Below are 18,703 nucleotides of genomic sequence, written 5' to 3'. Positions count from 1 at the left end.
AAATTAAAGATTATGAAAAATTTGAAATCTTTAACCACTTCAATTTTTGCACTAGCCTTATTTGTATCCTGTTCAAATGACGCGGATACACCAGAGCCGGTGAATGAAGAAGAACCACTAACCACCTTAACGGTTACGCTTGAACCTCAAGGCGGTGGGACTACCATTACTTTGCAGACCCGTGATTTGGATGACGATGGCCCGGAGCCTCCGGTCATTACTATTTCGGGTAATCTCACTGCTGGGGTTACCTACAATGGTACTATTGTGATTCTCAATGAAACTGTGAATCCCCCAGAAATTATAACTGAGGAAGTAGAAGAAGAAGAAGATGTGGACCATCAGTTTTTCTATACCGTTGCTGGCGGCCTTGATGTGACAACCGAGTATGGCAATTTTGATAGCAACGGAAATCCCCTTGGAACGGAATTTACGTTAACTGCGGGTGCGGCAAGCTCTGGAATATTGACGTTTACCCTTATACACCTACCCACTAAACCAAATACAGGGCTAAATGATGCCGGGGGCGAAACAGACATTGCAGCACCTTTTAATGTTACGATCGAGTAGATTTGAATTCACGACCCTTTTATTCGCTTATTAAATAGATGCCTTCCATAATTATTGGTGGAGGGTATCTTGCTCTAGGTCTTGGTAAGTAAGCGAATGTCAAAAAAATAGCCGACTGTGAGTTAAAATGTAGGGTGGCATTGCACAAAACTCGCATAAAACATATTCGCTTGATTAAATTATCGGAACAATCGTTTTTGTCTGGATTATTCTGGAAGGTTCAACGGTACATAGGCTTGAAAACCTTCCAAAAACCGGATAATTTATATCATATACTTATTTAAATACGGAAATGAACAAAATTTAACCGATGCTTAAGACTGTACAAATAGTTGCCCTGGTGCAAGGCCTTTTCCTCCTACTTGTTTTTTACAAAAGCAAAAGAAAATATAGAAAAATAAACTTTTGGCTTTTTTGTGGAAGTATTATATCAGTGTTATTGTACATAGTTGGGGATGACGATAATAACCTGTTCATGGAAGATGCAGATTGGTTCTTTTTTGACAGCTCGTTGTTTCTTACATTTCTTTTTTTATACTTCAAGTATTTTAATTCTGGCAAAGAGGTTTTTTTGAAAAGGGACTATTTGTTTTTCTTACCTAGTATATTTTTGTTTTTGAGTGAATTGTTGGAAATTTTCTCAGAACAGGAAGATGATTTTATAGAAATACCAGAGACGTTCATTGAGTTTGTGTTTTTGGGATACGTATTCCACATTGTGTACAACTTGCTAAAAACCCAAAAGGCAAATTGGATTTTGTATTTTGGCATCCCCATAGTACTAATATTGAGCGTATCAAACATAAATGGAATTCTCGATTTGTTTGAGATGGCGCCTATTGTGTTTTCCGATGACGATGATTTTAACACCTATTTGATTCTCATCGTCGCATTTTTGTTTTATGTAATAACGTTCTACTTAATAATAAAACCAAAGGAGCTTATACCAGGTGTCAAGATTACCAAATACAAATCCTCAAACTTAAAACCAGAGTCCATCAAAAACTATAAAAATGCTTTGATACAGATAATGGAAAAGGAAAAGCTTTATCTAGATCCCAGGTTGTCCATCCATAGTGTGTCAAAAAAATTAAATATTCCAAGGCTATATATTTCTGAGGTTCTTAACGTACATATGAATATCAGTTTTCAGGATTTTGTTAATGGATACAGGATTGAAGCATTTGCTGCCAACCTGCAAAATGACCAATATGCCCATTATACCCTTTTCGGAATAGCGTCGGAAGTAGGTTTTAGCTCTAAGTCCTCATTTAATGCCACTTTCAAAAAGATTAAGGGACTGACACCTTCGCAATTCAAAAATTCCCTTAATGGAAAAAATACAACTGGTACAGAATAAGTATTCTGGACAATAGGCAAGTAATCTTATATGTAAAGATTTCGTTCTTAGGGGAAATTTTAAATCCTTAGGAATGGCCTTACATGAAGAATTGAAAGAACAGGGAGACTATTTATTTAAAAACAGGAGTTGGATACCCATGATGATTGTATCAATTGGTTTAGTGGTATTTATTGACCAAAAATCTACTAACCATGTGGCAACCCATAGTTGGAACTCGGAATTATTCTATTTTACGTGCCTTGGTATTAGTTTATTTGGGTTAGCGGTTAGGGTGCTTACCATTGGATATTCACCTAATAACACTTCCGGTAGAAATACCAAAGAGGGACAAATCGCTGAAGAACTTAACACTACTGGCTTATATTCATTGGCCAGGCATCCCCTATACTTAGGCAATTTCTTTATGTGGCTCGGAGTGGCTATGCTGACTGAAAACACATGGTTTGTTATAGCTTTCATTTTGTTCTTTGCCCTTTATTATGAACGTATTATGTATGCCGAAGAAAGCTTTTTGAGACAAAAATTCAAAAGCACATATCTGGATTGGGCCACGAAGACCCCAATATTTATCCCTTCGTTGAAACATTATAAAAAAGCCAAATATCCCTTTAGTCTTAAAAAGACATTGAAACAGGAAAAAACCGGATTAGTGGCCTTATTCCTATTGTTTTGGACTTTTAGATTTATAGGTGATTCGATAAAAGCAAGGTCTATTGAAGTTAAATACGACTTTTGGTTTTATAGTGCTTTGGGTTCATTAGTACTTTATATCGTCTTAAAGATTATGAAAAAATCAAAATTCCTGACTGAGACCAATCATTGAAGAATAAGGGGGGCTACCTGAATCCATAACAAAATGGATTATTATAGGTAAGGGTATTTAAGGAATATCAAATATGGAAATCATGCACACGCCTTCATACCGTCCATCTCCCATAGTTCAATTACCGTTAAAAGGCACTCAAAACGGCTGGAAGTGCACTACCCTAAGGTAGTGCATTAGGTAGCAAACTCAAATAAGTCAAAGAATGACCTTTTAGCGCTAACATTTTTTTTACACAACTCTTAATTTCCTTGAAATATTTAATGAATTCGAGGGCACAAAAGAAAGTGACTCGAGAACATGTTGAAGTCACACTTATGTATTTGCCGGCACTAACCTTTGTATTGGAAGATGTGAAAATTGCGTGAGCTATGGTGGAATCACAATTTAATAGCGAATTACAAATTTTTTACAAAAACTTTGAAATAGCACTGGTTTGCACGCAATACGATGCATAAATTGAGTCGGACACAACCGAAACGACAGTTTATGGCTGTCTGTGAACCTGTGGGATAGCTAAACGAGAATGAAATTGATTATAATAATTAAACATAGATATACAGAATGGACAACAACGGAAAAAAACCTAATAGATATTTAAGTTTCTTCGCAATGATCGGCACTTCAATGGTTGCCATGTTTTTTTAATGTACGCACATTCCTATCAAATCATTGATCATTTCTGGTTTAGTGAAACCAGATTCTTTATGACTTTGATTATGGGCGGGTCGATGGTCATTATTATGTTACTGTACATGCTGCAAATGTATAAGGACCGAAGCAAAAACATCATAATTTTTGCCGTAGGCGTCTTGTTGATTGTAGGTAGAATATGGCTTGTCAGAAGTCAGGTTGCGGTTTCGGGTGTTTACTATATGGAAGGAATGATTCCCCACCATTTCATCGCCATTTTGACCAGTGAACGGGCTAAAATAAATGATGTCAGGGTCAGGAAACTTGCTGATGAAATTATCAAGGCGCAGCGTAAGGAAATAATGGAAATGCAGTGGTTGATAAACGATATCAAGGAAAATGGAGTAGTGGAAACAGAAAAGGAGAAAGAAAAACGGCCTATTCCCAAGTTTGAAGGATCCCTTACCAAGGAAACAGAGCATCTTACTAAATGAAGGGCAGCTCATTGCACCTAAGATTTCGCTTGTATCCAAGTTCAAAATACCGGTCAACTTACCTCTAGATATTCTTAACTTGTCATGGATAATACTTCAAAAAAAGATAAGGTCGAACCTGATTTAAAAGTTGTTGCCGAATTCAATAAATCAATCTCCGGTTGAGAAGAAGTACTTGATGAGGAACAGCAGGTCGTTTTTTCAGGGAATTCTACAACTCTTTCAGCGAATAACGTAACAGCTTTGTCGTGTTCTATTCTGAAATTTGTCTATCAGAAAATGGAACGTAGGATGGAAACGACTAATATATTCGACAACAAGGACAAAGAACAAAAAACAGGAATCAAAAAATCCTTTCCAGTTACGGGTATGACCTGTGCCGCCTGTGCCAGTAGTGTGGAGTCGATTCTTTCCCATACTGATGGCGTCAATAAGGCCACTGTAAATTTTGCCAGCAATTCTGTACTAGTGGATTATGATGAAAACATTCCTGAAGAAAAACTTCAAAACGCTTTACGCGAAGTGGGTTATGACATCATTATGGATGCCCAAGACCCCGCCGAAGCCCAACAGGAACTTCAGCGGCAACATTACGAGGATATAAAAAAACGTACCATCTGGTCGGCTATTTTAACGCTGCCCATTTTCGTTCTTGGGATGTTCTTTATGGAATGGGAACCTGGCAAATGGATCTCGTTGGTATTAACCGTTCCTGTTTTATTTTGGTTTGGACGCAGTTTTTTTATCAATGCCCTTAAACAGGCCAAATACGGAAAGGCCAATATGGACACGTTGGTGGCATTGAGTACAGGAATTGCCTTTCTTTTCAGTGTTTTCAATACCCTTTTTCCCGAATTTTGGCTGAGCCGAGGTATTGAACCCCACGTTTATTACGAAGCGGCAACCGTTATCATTACCTTTATTTCCCTTGGAAAATTATTGGAGGAAAAGGCAAAATCAAACACTTCTTCAGCCATTAAAAAATTGATGGGGTTACAGCCCAAAACGTTAAAGATTATTGAAGGTGGAGAAGAAAAGGAAATTCCTATTTCTGAAGTCCAAGTGGGGCAAACCATTCTGGTGCGGCCTGGTGAGAAAATTCCTGTTGATGGTGAAGTTTCAAAAGGGAACTCTTATGTAGATGAAAGTATGATTACGGGAGAACCTGTTCCAGTGCAAAAATCCAAAGAAGAGAAGGTGTTTGCCGGTACCGTCAATCAAAAAGGAAGTTTTCAATTCAAGGCAGAAAAAGTAGGCGGGGAAACCCTGCTTTCCCAAATCATAAAAATGGTACAGGAAGCGCAGGGCAGCAAAGCCCCCGTACAAAAATTGGTGGATAAGATCGCTGGAATATTTGTTCCCATCGTATTGGCCATATCGATTATCACCTTTATCGTTTGGATGTTCGTCGGGGGCGATAATGCATTCTCACAAGCTTTATTGACCTCTGTAGCTGTATTGGTCATTGCCTGCCCTTGTGCATTAGGATTGGCGACACCAACTGCAATCATGGTAGGAATAGGAAAAGGTGCGGAAAACAATATTCTCATTAAAGATGCTGAAAGTCTAGAGCTTGGCCATAAAGTCAATGCAGTAATCCTTGACAAAACTGGTACGATTACCGAAGGTAAACCCTTGGTAACCGATATTCATTGGGCTGAGAATAATAAGGACACAATGAAATACGAACAGATTCTTTTGGCAATAGAAACACAGTCCGAACATCCATTGGCGGAGGCCGTGGTCAACCATTTTAAGGAACAAAATGTTCAACCCACTGAAATTGCCTCTTTTGAAAGTATCACGGGAATGGGCGTTAGAGCCGAATTGGAAAATGGGAAGCAGTATTTTGTGGGTAACCATAAATTAATGGTTCAGAATGACATTCAAATCGATGCTGCATTAAAAGAAGCATCCGAAAAGCTCGAAGACGAGGCAAAAACGGTCATATTCTTTGGCGATGATGCGCAAGTATTGGTAATCCTTGCTATCGCGGATAAGATCAAGAAAACATCCAAAAAAGCGATTGCCACACTACAGGATAAGGGAATGGAGGTCTATATGCTCACGGGGGACAACAACAAAACCGCTTCAGCGGTAGCCCAACAAGTAGGGATATCCAACTACCAAGGGGAAGTATTGCCTTCGGATAAAGCTGCTTTTGTAGAAAAATTACAGGCAGATGGAAAAATAGTGGCTATGGTGGGCGACGGTATCAACGATTCCCACGCCTTGGCGCAAGCCGATGTAAGCATCGCCATGGGCAAAGGGTCGGATATTGCGATGGACGTTGCCAAAATGACCTTGATAACCTCAGATTTACAATCTATTCCCAAAGCGTTACAATTGTCAAAGAGAACTGTTTTGGGCATCCGTCAAAATCTGTTTTGGGCATTTATCTATAATATTATAGGCATCCCGATAGCGGCAGGCCTCCTATATCCGATCAATGGGTTTCTGTTGGACCCAATGATAGCAGGGGCTGCAATGGCCTTCAGTAGCGTTTCGGTTGTTGCCAATAGCCTACGGTTAAAACAAATAAAACTATAACAATTATAAATTCAGAAACTATGAAAACGTTAAAATTCAAAACGAATATCAATTGCGGTGGTTGTGTCACTAAAGTAACCCCATTTTTAAACCAACAAGAAGGCGTTGAAAATTGGGAAGTGGATACCACTAATCCTGATAAGATCTTGACCATTAAAAGTGACGGTGCTTCGGAAGAAGCGGTGAAAGCTACCTTACAAAAAGTGGGGTTTAAGGCAGAGTCTGTAGCGTAATACCCTCAATTTGATATGGCTTACGTTATCCCCTTAAGTGTCATTCTTCTTTTGATTGTTCACTTTTACAAAAAAGCACAACGGCGAAAGGTGCAGCCTTTTCCAGAGCATTGGCACGGGCTGTTGTTGGATAACGTGCTATACTATCGAAATCTTTCAAAGCAAAGGCAAGTGTTATTTCAACAGCGAATGATGCAATTTTTGAGTGAAGTCTATATTGATGGCGTACAATTGGAATTGCAAGAGCTCGACAAGATTTTGATTGCCGCAAGTGCTGTGATACCCGTTTTTGGCTTTCCAGAATGGCACTATACCAATTTAAGCGGAATACTTTTATATCCAGACAATTTCAATGAGGATTTGCAATTTAGCAGTAAAGATAAGTCACGTATTATTGGCGGAATTGTTGGAAACGGACGTTTTGAAAAGCAAATGATATTATCCAAGAAAGCATTATATCATGGCTTCAAGAACCAAAGCGATAAAAATAATACGGGCATTCACGAATTTGTACATCTCATTGATAAACTCGATGATTTCACGGATGGAATCCCAGAACGGTTGATGGAGCACCAATACACAATTCCATGGTTAAAACTGATCCATAAGGAAATGGAAGCCATCAATTTTAATAAATCCGATATAAGAAACTATGGAGGAACGAATGAAGCGGAATTTTTCGCCGTAGCCGCGGAGTATTTTTTTGAACGCCCCGATTTACTCAAAAGAAAACATCTGGAACTTTATAAAATGTTGGTGAGGTGTTTTAAGCAGGAACCAAAAAAGTGAGAATGGTTCTGGAAGAAAAAAAATATCAGGTCAATAGCAAAGAAATTAGCTAGTTGATAATTACCGGCAATATCCCATTCCATGTGAAGTCCATAACAAGGCACAAAAAAGACTTTACCTTACATAGGTTAATAAGAAAATTAACGCTCTTGGTATTGATTTCATATCGAAAAAACAACTCATATTAGGGCTTTATGGATTTCAACAAAAAAGTGAGAGGCAAGAAGGTCCTGTTTCTACAGTTCCCCATTGTATGATTTTCGTATAAGTTCGGCCTTGCTATTGATTTCCAGTTGCCTATATATATTTTTGATATGGCTTCGTACCGTATCAATACTCACATAAAGCGAATCTGCTACAATTTTATAGCTTTTCCCCTCTACAATAAGTGTGCAACTATTTTACCCTGGGGTCAATTTGACTTTTTTCGTTTCGGCAAAAATATTCTGTTATTCTGTTTTTTAGAAATTGTATTTTCAGCCATATAATGGTAAATTGAATTCCTTACCAAGTATTTCTAATTGGAAACCAACCTAATGAAATCAAAATTTCCTTTAAAAATACGACCGAACAACGTGCGTATACTTTGTGTCCTACTTTCATTGATGTGCTTGAAAATATCAACCTCCCAACAGGATAAAGCTGTGGACAGTATCATGGCAACATTATCGGCTTTAAGTATCGAAGAAAGAATAGAAGTATTGGAAGATTTATGCTACAGTACCTCCACCACCGATTTTGATTCTTCCCTTTTTTATGGTACGGCAGCATTAAATCTGGCCAAACATGTGGATGATGATTTACTATTGGGAAAATCCTTGAAAAATTTAGCGAACACCCATATGCGAGCCAGTAGGTTTGAAACCGCCATTAACTTAAACAAAAAAGCCATTGACCATTTTAAGTCAATAAATAACCAACTAGAACTTTCGGGTGTGTATAATAATTTGGGTGTTACCTACAGAAGGAAAGGGGATTTCGATAAGGCTCTCGAACACTTGTTTAAATCCCTTAAAATTAAGGACTCCCTTGGAGGAATCAATTTAACATCAGCTTATGCGAATATTGGGCAAGTTTACCGACAAAAAGGAGAACTTGAGAAAGCCCTTACCTACTTTTTCCGCTCACTTGAAATAGACAAAAAAAATGACGATCAATCCGGTATGGCCATCAACTATAGCAATATCGGCACCGCCTATGAAAATCAAGGTTCATATGATTCAGCATTGTACTATTCGGGAAAGGCCTTGGCAATTGATGAAAAGTTAAATGATAGATACGGGATAGCTATTGATTACAACAACATGGCCGAGGCCCATCTGGGGAAGAAAGAGTATCCCGTATCATTGGATTATTATCACAAATCCCTGGCTATAAAGGAAGATATGGGAAACAAAAACGGATTGACCCATACGTATCAACGTTTGGCAAAACTATACTTGGATTGGGAAAAGTATGATAGTGCACTTGTTTATGCACACAAAAGTCTTTCCATTTTGGAGGCCGTGGGCAACAAAGAAAGAAAGATGAAAACCTACGATGTTCTTTCAGAAATATATCTCGCAAAACAGGACTACAAAAATGCCATAAACGCTTTTAAGGAATATCAAAAATTTAAAGATACCATCTTTGATATTGAAAAGGAGCGTTTGGTTACCGATTTTGAGAGCAAATATGAATCAGCCCAAAAGGATGGAATCATTGAATTACAAAAAACTACAATTGCCGGTCAACAAAAAGCAAAAATGCTTTTCGGTATTCTATCAGGGCTTTTGCTTATAATCTTAACGGGATTGTACCATAACTACAACAAACGTAAAAAAAGTAACAAAGAACTTCGGGAGCTACATGAAGCTTTGGGCAAAAAGAATGCCCAGAACGAACTGCTCCTGAAGGAAATTCACCATCGTGTAAAGAACAACTTGGAAATGGTAAAAAGCCTCATCTCGCTCCAATCAGCCCATTTGGAAGATTCAAAGACCCGGGATGCCATGTTGGCCAGTCAAAACCGGGTACAGTCCATGGGTATCATCCACCAGAAGCTATACCAAGGGGATAGTCTTGGAAGTATAGAGATGAAAGACTATTTTATCAACCTTAGTGAGGGGATACTGGATAGTTTCAACGCGGAGGAAAGGATAAAAATAGAGTGCGTTATGGACAAACTGGAACTGGATATTGACACGGCAGTTCCTTTGGGACTTATTGTAAACGAACTTTTGACCAACGCCATAAAATATGCTTTTCCCAAGAACTTTGAAGGAGTGGTACAGGTAAGCCTTTCGAAAGATAATGACTCACTGCGCCTTGATGTAAACGACAATGGCATAGGAAAACGTACCGATCCGACAACCGGGACCGGTTTTGGTTCCCAACTTGTACAACTGCTCACTGCCCAACTGAATGGAAAAATGGAAGAAGAGGTTAAGGATGGCACCCATATATCTTTTACATTCAAACTAGAAACGGCCGCCTAAGAATGAACCATAACATCAAAATAATAATCGGTTTGGTAAAAAATGCCATGAGGTTTGCTCTAGTTGTGGTTTTGGTATCTTATATGGGAACCTATTCCGTGAGCGCACAAGCAAAACATGATTTCCTAAATCAAATTGAGGCTCTAAAGTGGAAAGATTTGGATAGTGCCATCGCTATCTTGAGGCACAAATATTACCAAACTCGCAAAGAGAAAGACCTTCTAAACTCTGCTCATTTGGCCATTGAAATCAGCAAACTGTACAATAGGGATAGAAAGTCCGATTCAATCAGAAAGTGGTCTATAATCGCATCGGATGCCTATGAGCAGCTTGATGATGATTGGGGTAAAGCCATGGTACTATATCAAGAGGCTTATTGGCATTTTACAACTACTAACTATGAAAAGGCGTTGGACTTAACATTGAAGGGGCTTCGCCAAATGGAAGAACTGAAAGACACCCAGGGGATTGCAGAGGGCCATCTGCTCTCTGCCACCATTTTCCACTTTACCAATAAATGGAGAGAAGGCTCAGTAGAGGGAATGCTTGCAGGTGAGAGATTTGAACAGACGAAAGACTATGTCAATGCTGCCATGGCATGGAGCTTTGCCGGACACGCCTATCGAACACTTGGTGATCTCGAAAATGCATACCGTTGTTTTAACAAAACCTTGGATATGGCCAAAAAATCAAAGAATACGGTCGTGATAGGAATGACCTTTAGGGATTTGGCATTTTTTCACAGCAATGCGAAAAATCATGATAGTTCGGAGTTCTATTTCAGAAAAGCCAAGGAAAGGATACCTCTCTATATGGAGCGACAATTGATGGTGACCGAAAATGGAATGGCATTAAATTTTTTCAACTCGGGCAAGTACCAAGAATGCATCAGTCTTGGCATGAAGGTGCTGGAAACCGTAAAAAAGAGGAATGAACTGTATTTTCTGGCCGAGGTTCCTGGATATATTGCCGTTTCTTATGAAAATCTGGGTCAATATGACAGTGCTTACAAGTACATGAAAATTAAATCGATTTATGTCGATAGCCTTTTTACCGAAGGGCAGGAAAAAGCCTTGCAGGAAATGCAGGTAAAATATGAAACCGAGAAAAAAGAGCAACAACTGGCCAACCAAAGCAGAAGCAATCTATACATCATCATTATCTGTGCAGTGCTGCTCCTTTTACTTGGGGTATTGCTTCTTTTCTATAAAAAGCGCCAAGAGAAAAATAAAGCGCTTCAAGAGCTAAACCAGCAACTGGACAAGAAGAACCAACAAAATGAACTCTTGCTCAAAGAAATCCACCACAGGGTCAAGAACAACCTGGAAATGGTAAAAAGCCTCATCTCGCTCCAATCGGCCCATTTAGAAGATTCAAAGACCCGGGATGCCATGTTGGCCAGTCAAAACCGGGTACAGTCCATGGGTATCATCCACCAGAAGCTATACCAAGGGGATAATCTTGGAAGTATAGAGATGAAAGACTATTTTATCAACCTTAGTGAGGGGATACTGGATAGTTTCAACGCGGAGGAAAGGATAAAAATAGAGTGCATTATGGACGAACTGGAACTGGATATTGACACCGCAATTCCCTTGGGGCTCATCGTAAATGAACTATTGACCAATGCCATCAAATATGCTTTCCCCAACAAAAAAGATGGCATGGTATTCATCAACCTCAAGAAAGAGCAAGACACATTGTTGCTTAATGTAAGCGATAGCGGGATTGGGAAAAGTACCGAACAACCAACAGGTACCGGTTTTGGCTCGCAACTTGTGCAACTGCTTACCATTCAACTAAATGGAAAAATGAAAGAACAGATCAAGGGAGGTACCCAAATATCATTCACGTTTAAATTGGATACTGCAGCTTGACAATGGAACATCCCGTTAAAATACTGATTGTTGAGGACGAGATGGTCATAGGGGCCAATATATCGATGCAACTCACTGAAATGGGTTTTGAAGTCTGCGGTCTATTACCTAAGGGTGAGGATGTACTGTCCTGTATTAGAAACACACAACCGGACATTTTATTATTGGATATTCAGCTAAAGGGGAAATTGGACGGGATAGAAACCGCCCGGCTTGTACGGGCCGAATTTGATGTGCCCATCATTTATCTTACCTCTAACGCGGATAGGGTTCACTTTGAAAGGGCCAAAGCGACCAAGCCTCGTGCTTTTATCTCAAAACCCTACAAAAATATTGACCTACAAAGGGCCATAGAACTCACCGTGGAGACCATTTCCAACGAGCCCAAGTCGACCAGTGGTGGTGCTCAACACCAATTTGTGCTAAACGATAGGGTATTCGTAAGAAAACGGGATAAGCTGATGGCAGTGGCCATAAAGGATATTAGGTATTTGGAAGCCGACAGAAATTACAGCAAGCTATTCACCGGTGATAAGCAGTACCTGCTGGTCGGCACGCTAAAATCCCTTGAAGATAAACTACCGCTGCACCATTTTATGCGTGTGCACCGATCATATATCATCAATGTTTCACAAATTGACGAAGTGGGCAATACCCATGTATCAGTTGCTGGAAAAATCATACCAATTAGCAAGGAGGCAAAGGCCGAGTTGTTAAAACGTCTTCGTACCCTGTGAGGAACTTTTCTCTCCCGATAAATAAAACACCTGCTTCGTACAGCGAAACAATCCCTTAGTACAAACTTCCTTGGTTTTGTTCAATTCTATTTCTATGTTGTTGCAGCAAAGAATATTACGAATCATTCATAAATCAAAACCACTATTATGAAAACCCTAAAAACAGTCGTTCTATCGGCAATTGCCCTTTTCTGTTCGGTCACTGTTGCCCAGGCACAAGACGAAGTAACCTTGGATTTTCCCAATGCCAATGCTGCTCTACAAATGGCTCAATATTACGTTCAGGGCTGGAAGGATATGGACTTGTCCAAACTCCAAAAGAACCTTGCACCTAAGGCGATGGTTTATGGTCTAGGTGCTGGCAACGATTCGTTAAACGTTGCACAGCATAAACAGTTTCTAAAAGAAAGTATGCAAACCTACACTTACAAGATTACCGATGAACTCTATCTACCTGTGAAGGTGACCAATAACTGGAATGAAGGGGAGTGGGTATTATGCTGGGGAATAAACACCGTTACGAACAAGAAAACGGGGAAAGAGAGCAGGGTGCGCTACCACACGGCTGTACTTACCGAAAACGGAAACGAGATTATGGGGGTGTACTATTTCTATGATACCGGGGATGTTATGAGAAGTCAAGGCTTTACCATTACGCCTCCCGGTAAATAATGTATGGATAAGCTATCCCGTGGCAATCAGCAAAACAGAAAAGGACACAAATCATGACATAGTTAAGTATTCCATTGGGGTATTGGGCGTTCCCGTTAAATTCTCGAGGATTCACCCTGCAGTTGACAGAACGTCTCCTAGACCAATAGAGATCGAAGAATTTTATTGTATCTATACCTTTCGAAGGGCAGTTCGGCTATTTCCATATTTCGATTTCGGTATTGTTACGAAACTGATGCATTACTTTCAGATAGTACCTGATTTTAGCAATCGCCGTTTTGCAACGCATGGGAGAATTGGACACGGGTTCAATGTATCTTTATTTTTTGGCTGGCGGCTGCCTGTTAAGGTTTCGGCCATCACTTCGAGGGTTGGCTTGTCTTATGCAATTGGATTGTTTGACCTTTTTTCTCAGGGGTATAATCAGCTATCATGGGATTTCTAACCATCAAGCACAGGAATGTAGTACATCGGAAGGGGATGGTCAGAAGCTATATTATCATCTTCGCTTTCGTCACTTTCAGGTTTATTGAGCATTTATTGATGTCTTTGGAAGCTGGTTCCCGGATGGAAGTTTTAGTACTCATGAGCAGGGCAAGTTGGGCTCTACCCTTATTTATCGGTGAATTGGATATGAAAGGAAAGACAATAAAAAAAGCATTGCAATGCAAAATCTAAAAAGGTACTGGGTTCAGGTCTTGATAGGAGCTATTATAATCCTTACCGGCTGGCTTTGTTTTGATTATTTTCTGGAAGTTTGGAGGGCCTGTACTTCCAAAATGCCCTCGAAATAATAGGCTATGAAGTATATAAAAAAAATACCGTATGCACTATTTCTAATACTTTTCACCACTTGTGGTTCTCCTAACGATAACAAGGAGAAATCAAGTACGGGAAGTGAAAAGAGCACCCCCTATTTCCTCTCCGATTCCAGTTATTACTACTTAGGTAAGAATGGTTTGGGAGTAGACGGATATGATGTTACCTCGTACTTCACCAAAGGAAAGGCCATTGAAGGTGACGATTCCAATTCTTATGAATATGAAGGTGTTGCCTACCACTTTGATAGTGAACAGAGTAGGTCTCTTTTCATCAGCAACCCTGAAAAATACCTGCCGCAATTTGGTGGGTATTGCGCGTTTGGCTTAGGAATGGAAACAGGTAAAGGCGTGGGGTTTAACAAACCGGGAAAATATCCCAGTACACCTACTTCATTTAAGATTATTGATGATAAACTCTACCTTTTTCACGATTCGCCCGACTTCCGAGCGAAGGAAAGATGGGAAGAAAACGAACTCAAGTTTCTTCGCAAAGCAGACCGGACCTGGGAGACCATACATCCAAGAAAAGAGGACGAGAAGATAACAGTACTTCGCCAAATGGCCGAATTTGAAGATGTGGAAGCCATCAGGCTCATCTGGCCGACTTACGACCACAAAAATGGGGAATCGGTAGAAGAAGTAACCTTGGCCATAATAGATGCGCTAGTAAAGGACACCAAAATCATTATCAGTTGTGCTGATGACGCCATTCGGGATGAGGCAAAAAATACCCTTACAGATATTTATCCCAATTTGACCAACCTGTTTTTTGAGGTGATCCCATCCATTGAAATTTGGGTGAGGGACATGGGACCCATTTTCGTGGAAACTGAAGGCGGTGGTCATGCCGTAGCCGACTTTAATTTTAATTCCTGGGGATATGCAGATACCCTGGATGCTGCCACCAAAATAGAAGAAAAGTATGATGAGAAGGTAGCCAAAATATTGGGTATTCCACTTATCTCAAGCCCAATGATAAGCGAAGGGGGAAACAGGGAAGTGAACGGCAAGGGAACACTGATGGTCACGGAAAAAGTGGAATCAGGACGAAATCCGACTATGTCCAGAGCCGAAATGGAAGCGGAATACGAAAGGATGCTCGGCATTAAGAATGTAATCTGGCTTGAAGAGGGGCTGGTAGAAGACACCCATACCTTTCTGGGCCCGCTGAATACAGCTGAAAAAGGTAACGCTTATACTGTGGTAACTACCAATGGGCATGTCGATGAATTCGCCCGTTTTGTCAACGATTCTACTATTCTTTTAGCAGCTGTTGATAGTACTGAACTATCAGATCCTCTTGCCAGAGAGAATCATCACCGTTTGGAGAAGAACTTCGAAATACTCTCAGGCAGTCGGGATCAGGATGGAAACTTATTTACCATCAAAAGACTACCATTACCATCCACGATTCTTACCACAATGAATCCTGGAGATTATGTATATGATTACATAAAAACATTGAATTACCAGGATGGAAGCCCTTTCCCCAAGGGAAACTCCATAACCGTGGTTGCTCCGGCCAGTTACCTCAATTTTATCATTTCAAACAAGGTCATTGTCGGGCAAAAATACTGGCGGGATGGTATGCCGGAAAGCATAAGGTTACAAGATGAAAAAGCAAAAGCAATATTGGGAGAGGTATTTCCCGAAAGAAAGGTAGTGATGATAGATGCCCTACCGGTGAATCTGGGAGGGGGCGGATTGCATTGCATCAGTATGCATCATCCAAAAATTATTTTAGAATGACCGCTGAGAATCCATAGATCAGCTATCAATAAATAGAAAATAAAAGCAAAGTTCGCACGGTTTAGAAAAGATATGAATATGAAAAAATCAACACCAAAGTACATCATGTTTTCGCTGGCAAGTCTGATATTGGCCTGTTCTCAACCAAAACCGGATGCAAAATCACCACCGAAAAATGCCTCAATAGAAGAACAACTTGATTACATCAGTAAAAAGGAAAACTTCAGCACCGAAACGGAGCGCTTACAGGCGCTCTTTGAACTGTACGCCGACAATGAGCTCAAACAACTGCCTCCTATGGGTACCTTAATGGGCAATCATACTTATGACCATCTTTGGATGGATGTTTCACCCGAAGGGTTTGATAAACGGAAGCAAATCCTAAAGCGACTTTATGAGACCAAAGATTGGTTTGATGTAGCTGACCTGTCACCCGAAAACGCCACCAACTATCAGGTGTACAATCGCAGTGTCGCTTACAGCTATTACACCAGCCAGTTTCCTAATCACTACCTCATTGTGGATCAGATCCAGAATTACAATCATTACATCGCCATGACGATGCAGTCCATGCCCATTAGAAAGGAAAAGGATTTGCAGAACTTCAAATCCAGAATGGAAGGCATTGCCAAAGTACTTGCTGATATGCAGGCATTGTTACAGAAAGGTCTGGATGAGGGCATCTCTATGCCATACACTTCGGTGGTGCAAGTGCCTGCCCAATTGGTAAGTTTGATAACGGACAATCCGGAGGAGAGTGTTTTTTATCAGCCTATAGCCATCCTGCCAGAAAGTATTGACTTGGAAGGAGGACGTTCGTTTCAGGGAGAGATTGGAAATATTATCAGTAAGGAAGTGAACCCGGCACTATTGACCTTTCACAATTTCATGAAGGATACCTACCTGCCCCGGGCTAGAAAGACGTACGGCCTCAAAGACCTGCCTAACGGTGAGGCCTGGTACAATGAGCGGATCAGTTTCCATACCACGACTGACCTGACAGCCAAAGAAATACACGAAATTGGGAAACGGGAGGTGGCCCGGATTCTTGGAGAAATGGAGCAAATTATCGAAGAATTAAAGTTTAAGGGAGACATCCAAGCTTTCAATACCTTCTTAAAGGAAGACCCACAGTTTTATTTCATCGATCCAGAGGAATTGCTCAAAGCGTATCGTGACATCTGTAAACGTATAGATCCTGAGTTGCCCAAGTTGTTCGGCATTATGCCAGTACTGCCTTATGGCGTAAATGAGACTCCTGCCTATCGAGCAAAAAGTGCTCCTTCAGCCTATTACATGCCAGGGTCCAGGGAAGGGGGAAGGGCAGGTTATTTCTATGCTAACACTTACGATTTAAAGAGCCGCCCTAAGTGGGGAATGGAAGCGCTCAGCCTACATGAAGCAGTGCCCGGCCATCATTTCCAAATTACCATTGCCCAGGAACTGGAAAACGATCCTGAGTTTAAAAAAGTCACGTTTCAATTCACCGCCTTTGCCGAAGGCTGGGGACTTTATGCTGAGAGTCTGGGTGAGGAACTCGGGTTGTACACTGACCCCTATCAACGCTACGGTAGATTAACTGAAGAAATTTGGCGTGCCATCCGCTTGGTAGTGGATACAGGGATCCATGCTTTGGGCTGGTCCAGGGAGGAAGCGATTGAGTATTTCAAAGCCAACTCCAGTATTGCCGAGCACGACATTACGGTGGAAGTAGATCGTTACATCGCCTGGCCGGGGCAAGCATTGGCCTATAAGATTGGGGAATTGAAAATCCTGGAGTTAAAAAAACAGGCCAAAGAAAAATTAGGCAATGATTTTGATATCCGAAATTTCCACGATGTGGTACTTGGTAGTGGTGTTGTGCCACTAGGTGTGCTGGAAAGCAATGTGGAAGATTGGATAGCAGGACAACTGGATCGATAAATAGAGCTAAACAAAAACAACTAGGACTATGAAAACAGTCGGAATTATTGGTAGTTCAGGCTTCATTGGAAGCCATACTACAAAGAAATTTTTAGATGAAGGATTTAAGGTTAAGGCTTCAGTCACTGACATTTCAAAAACGGAGAAATACCACCATTTGAAATCGTTAAACAATACTGAAAATTTGGAGATTGTCCAGCTAAAGGTTGAGAACAAAGAGCAATTAGAGGAGTTTGCGAGTGGCTGCAATATCCTTGTTCACGGAGGCACTCCTTTTCAGTTAGAGGTGCAGAACCCAAAAACTGAACTGCTTGACCCCACCATAGAGGGGACTAAAAATTTCCTGGAAGTTCTTAATACCGCGTCGGGTATTGAAAAGGTTGTCTTTGTCGCTTCGGTGGGAGCCTACAATACCAATTTTCCTTTGCCTCCGGATGGCCTAGGGCCTGACGATACGATTGACGAAGAACACACCCCCTTTATCAGCGAGGAAAGCCATCCCTATGCACAAGCCAAGTTCATCGCAAACCAGACAGTGGAAAAGTATATTAAGGAGCATCCAGCTATAGATTTTGAAATCACCAGTGTTTCACCTGTTGGGGTGATGGGCAAGGCATTATCCAAAAGGGAGGATTCGACTTCTTCAGGACTACAATTCTTATTTAAGAACAGGATAGCCCCCAATCCTTTTATCCAAATGATCTATGAGACAGATGCTGAGTTTGCACTTGTGGATGTGAAGGACGTAGCAGAAGGCGTTTATCGTGCGGCTGTTAAAAAAGGTCTGCACGGGAAAAATTACTTGCTCAGTAGCGAAAGCTGGAAGGTGTCCGATATCTCCGCCTTGCTCAATGGCGAGAAACCAAAAGGAAACGCAAAGATCGTTTATAAAAATGATGCGGCTAAAAGGGATTTGGGAATTGAGTTCAATTCAGCGATAGTTCCTCTAACGGAATTTAGCAACAAAGCAGTGAAAAGCACACACAAATAAA

General features: G+C 40.6%; 15 protein-coding genes. 14 read left to right on the top strand and 1 reads right to left on the bottom strand.

Annotated features, from left to right (window positions below):
• Positions 1–12 precede the first annotated feature (12 nt).
• The 7 genes from ACSLUF_RS14180 (at position 13) to ACSLUF_RS14150 (ending at position 7,455) form a co-directional block, all read left to right on the top strand.
• The gene (locus tag ACSLUF_RS14180) at positions 13–570 is read left to right on the top strand and encodes a type 1 periplasmic binding fold superfamily protein (RefSeq protein ID WP_435623419.1); all 558 of its coding nucleotides are present in this window, start codon (positions 13–15) and stop codon (positions 568–570) included.
• A 433-nt stretch (positions 571–1,003) separates the two neighbouring features.
• Entirely contained in the window at positions 1,004–1,930 is a 927-nt protein-coding gene (locus tag ACSLUF_RS14175) for a helix-turn-helix domain-containing protein (RefSeq protein ID WP_435625845.1), read from the top strand.
• Between the two features lie 73 nt (positions 1,931–2,003).
• Positions 2,004–2,756: a methyltransferase family protein gene (locus tag ACSLUF_RS14170; RefSeq protein ID WP_435623418.1), complete on the top strand. Its 753-nt coding sequence runs from the start codon at positions 2,004–2,006 to the stop codon at positions 2,754–2,756.
• Positions 2,757–3,463: 707 nt separating this feature from the next.
• Positions 3,464–3,883: a DUF305 domain-containing protein gene (locus ACSLUF_RS14165; RefSeq protein ID WP_435623417.1), complete on the top strand. Its 420-nt coding sequence runs from the start codon at positions 3,464–3,466 to the stop codon at positions 3,881–3,883.
• 291 nt (positions 3,884–4,174) lie between these two features.
• A complete protein-coding gene (locus ACSLUF_RS14160; protein ID WP_435623416.1) occupies positions 4,175–6,433 on the top strand; it encodes a heavy metal translocating P-type ATPase in 2,259 nt (752 codons plus the stop codon).
• A gap of 20 nt (positions 6,434–6,453) precedes the next feature.
• A complete protein-coding gene (locus ACSLUF_RS14155; protein ID WP_435623415.1) occupies positions 6,454–6,666 on the top strand; it encodes a heavy-metal-associated domain-containing protein in 213 nt (70 codons plus the stop codon).
• Between the two features lie 15 nt (positions 6,667–6,681).
• Positions 6,682–7,455, top strand: a complete 774-nt coding sequence (locus tag ACSLUF_RS14150) for a zinc-dependent peptidase (RefSeq protein ID WP_435623414.1) — start codon at positions 6,682–6,684, stop codon at positions 7,453–7,455.
• A gap of 236 nt (positions 7,456–7,691) precedes the next feature.
• Here the strand turns inward: ACSLUF_RS14150 and ACSLUF_RS14145 are convergent, their stop codons facing one another.
• Entirely contained in the window at positions 7,692–7,796 is a 105-nt protein-coding gene (locus ACSLUF_RS14145; protein WP_435623413.1) for a LuxR C-terminal-related transcriptional regulator, read from the bottom strand.
• Positions 7,797–7,991: 195 nt separating this feature from the next.
• Here ACSLUF_RS14145 and ACSLUF_RS14140 point away from each other — a divergent pair, with 195 nt between their 5' ends.
• From ACSLUF_RS14140 to ACSLUF_RS14110, 7 genes are all read left to right on the top strand, one after another.
• Positions 7,992–9,932 (top strand): tetratricopeptide repeat-containing sensor histidine kinase, encoded by a 1,941-nt coding sequence (locus ACSLUF_RS14140; protein ID WP_435623412.1) that lies wholly within the window; start codon positions 7,992–7,994, stop codon positions 9,930–9,932.
• Between the two features lie 2 nt (positions 9,933–9,934).
• Positions 9,935–11,809 (top strand): histidine kinase dimerization/phosphoacceptor domain -containing protein, encoded by a 1,875-nt coding sequence (locus ACSLUF_RS14135; RefSeq protein ID WP_435623411.1) that lies wholly within the window; start codon positions 9,935–9,937, stop codon positions 11,807–11,809.
• Positions 11,810–11,811: 2 nt separating this feature from the next.
• Positions 11,812–12,546: a LytR/AlgR family response regulator transcription factor gene (locus ACSLUF_RS14130; RefSeq protein WP_435623410.1), complete on the top strand. Its 735-nt coding sequence runs from the start codon at positions 11,812–11,814 to the stop codon at positions 12,544–12,546.
• A 147-nt stretch (positions 12,547–12,693) separates the two neighbouring features.
• Positions 12,694–13,218, top strand: coding sequence for a hypothetical protein (locus ACSLUF_RS14125; protein WP_435623409.1), 525 nt, complete (start codon positions 12,694–12,696; stop codon positions 13,216–13,218).
• An 800-nt stretch (positions 13,219–14,018) separates the two neighbouring features.
• A complete protein-coding gene (locus tag ACSLUF_RS14120; RefSeq protein ID WP_435623408.1) occupies positions 14,019–15,788 on the top strand; it encodes a YHS domain-containing (seleno)protein in 1,770 nt (589 codons plus the stop codon).
• 78 nt (positions 15,789–15,866) lie between these two features.
• Positions 15,867–17,711 (top strand): DUF885 domain-containing protein, encoded by a 1,845-nt coding sequence (locus ACSLUF_RS14115; protein ID WP_435623407.1) that lies wholly within the window; start codon positions 15,867–15,869, stop codon positions 17,709–17,711.
• Between the two features lie 28 nt (positions 17,712–17,739).
• A complete protein-coding gene (locus tag ACSLUF_RS14110) occupies positions 17,740–18,702 on the top strand; it encodes an NAD-dependent epimerase/dehydratase family protein (protein ID WP_435623406.1) in 963 nt (320 codons plus the stop codon).
• The last annotated feature ends 1 nt before the right edge of the window (position 18,703 follow it).

Origin of the sequence: Flagellimonas sp. (assembly GCF_965601775.1) — a bacterium.
In the GTDB taxonomy this organism is placed as follows: Bacteria; Bacteroidota; Bacteroidia; order Flavobacteriales; family Flavobacteriaceae; genus Flagellimonas.
Note: the sequence above shows the minus strand (reverse complement) of the source record. Positions and strands in the feature narration are given on the sequence as shown.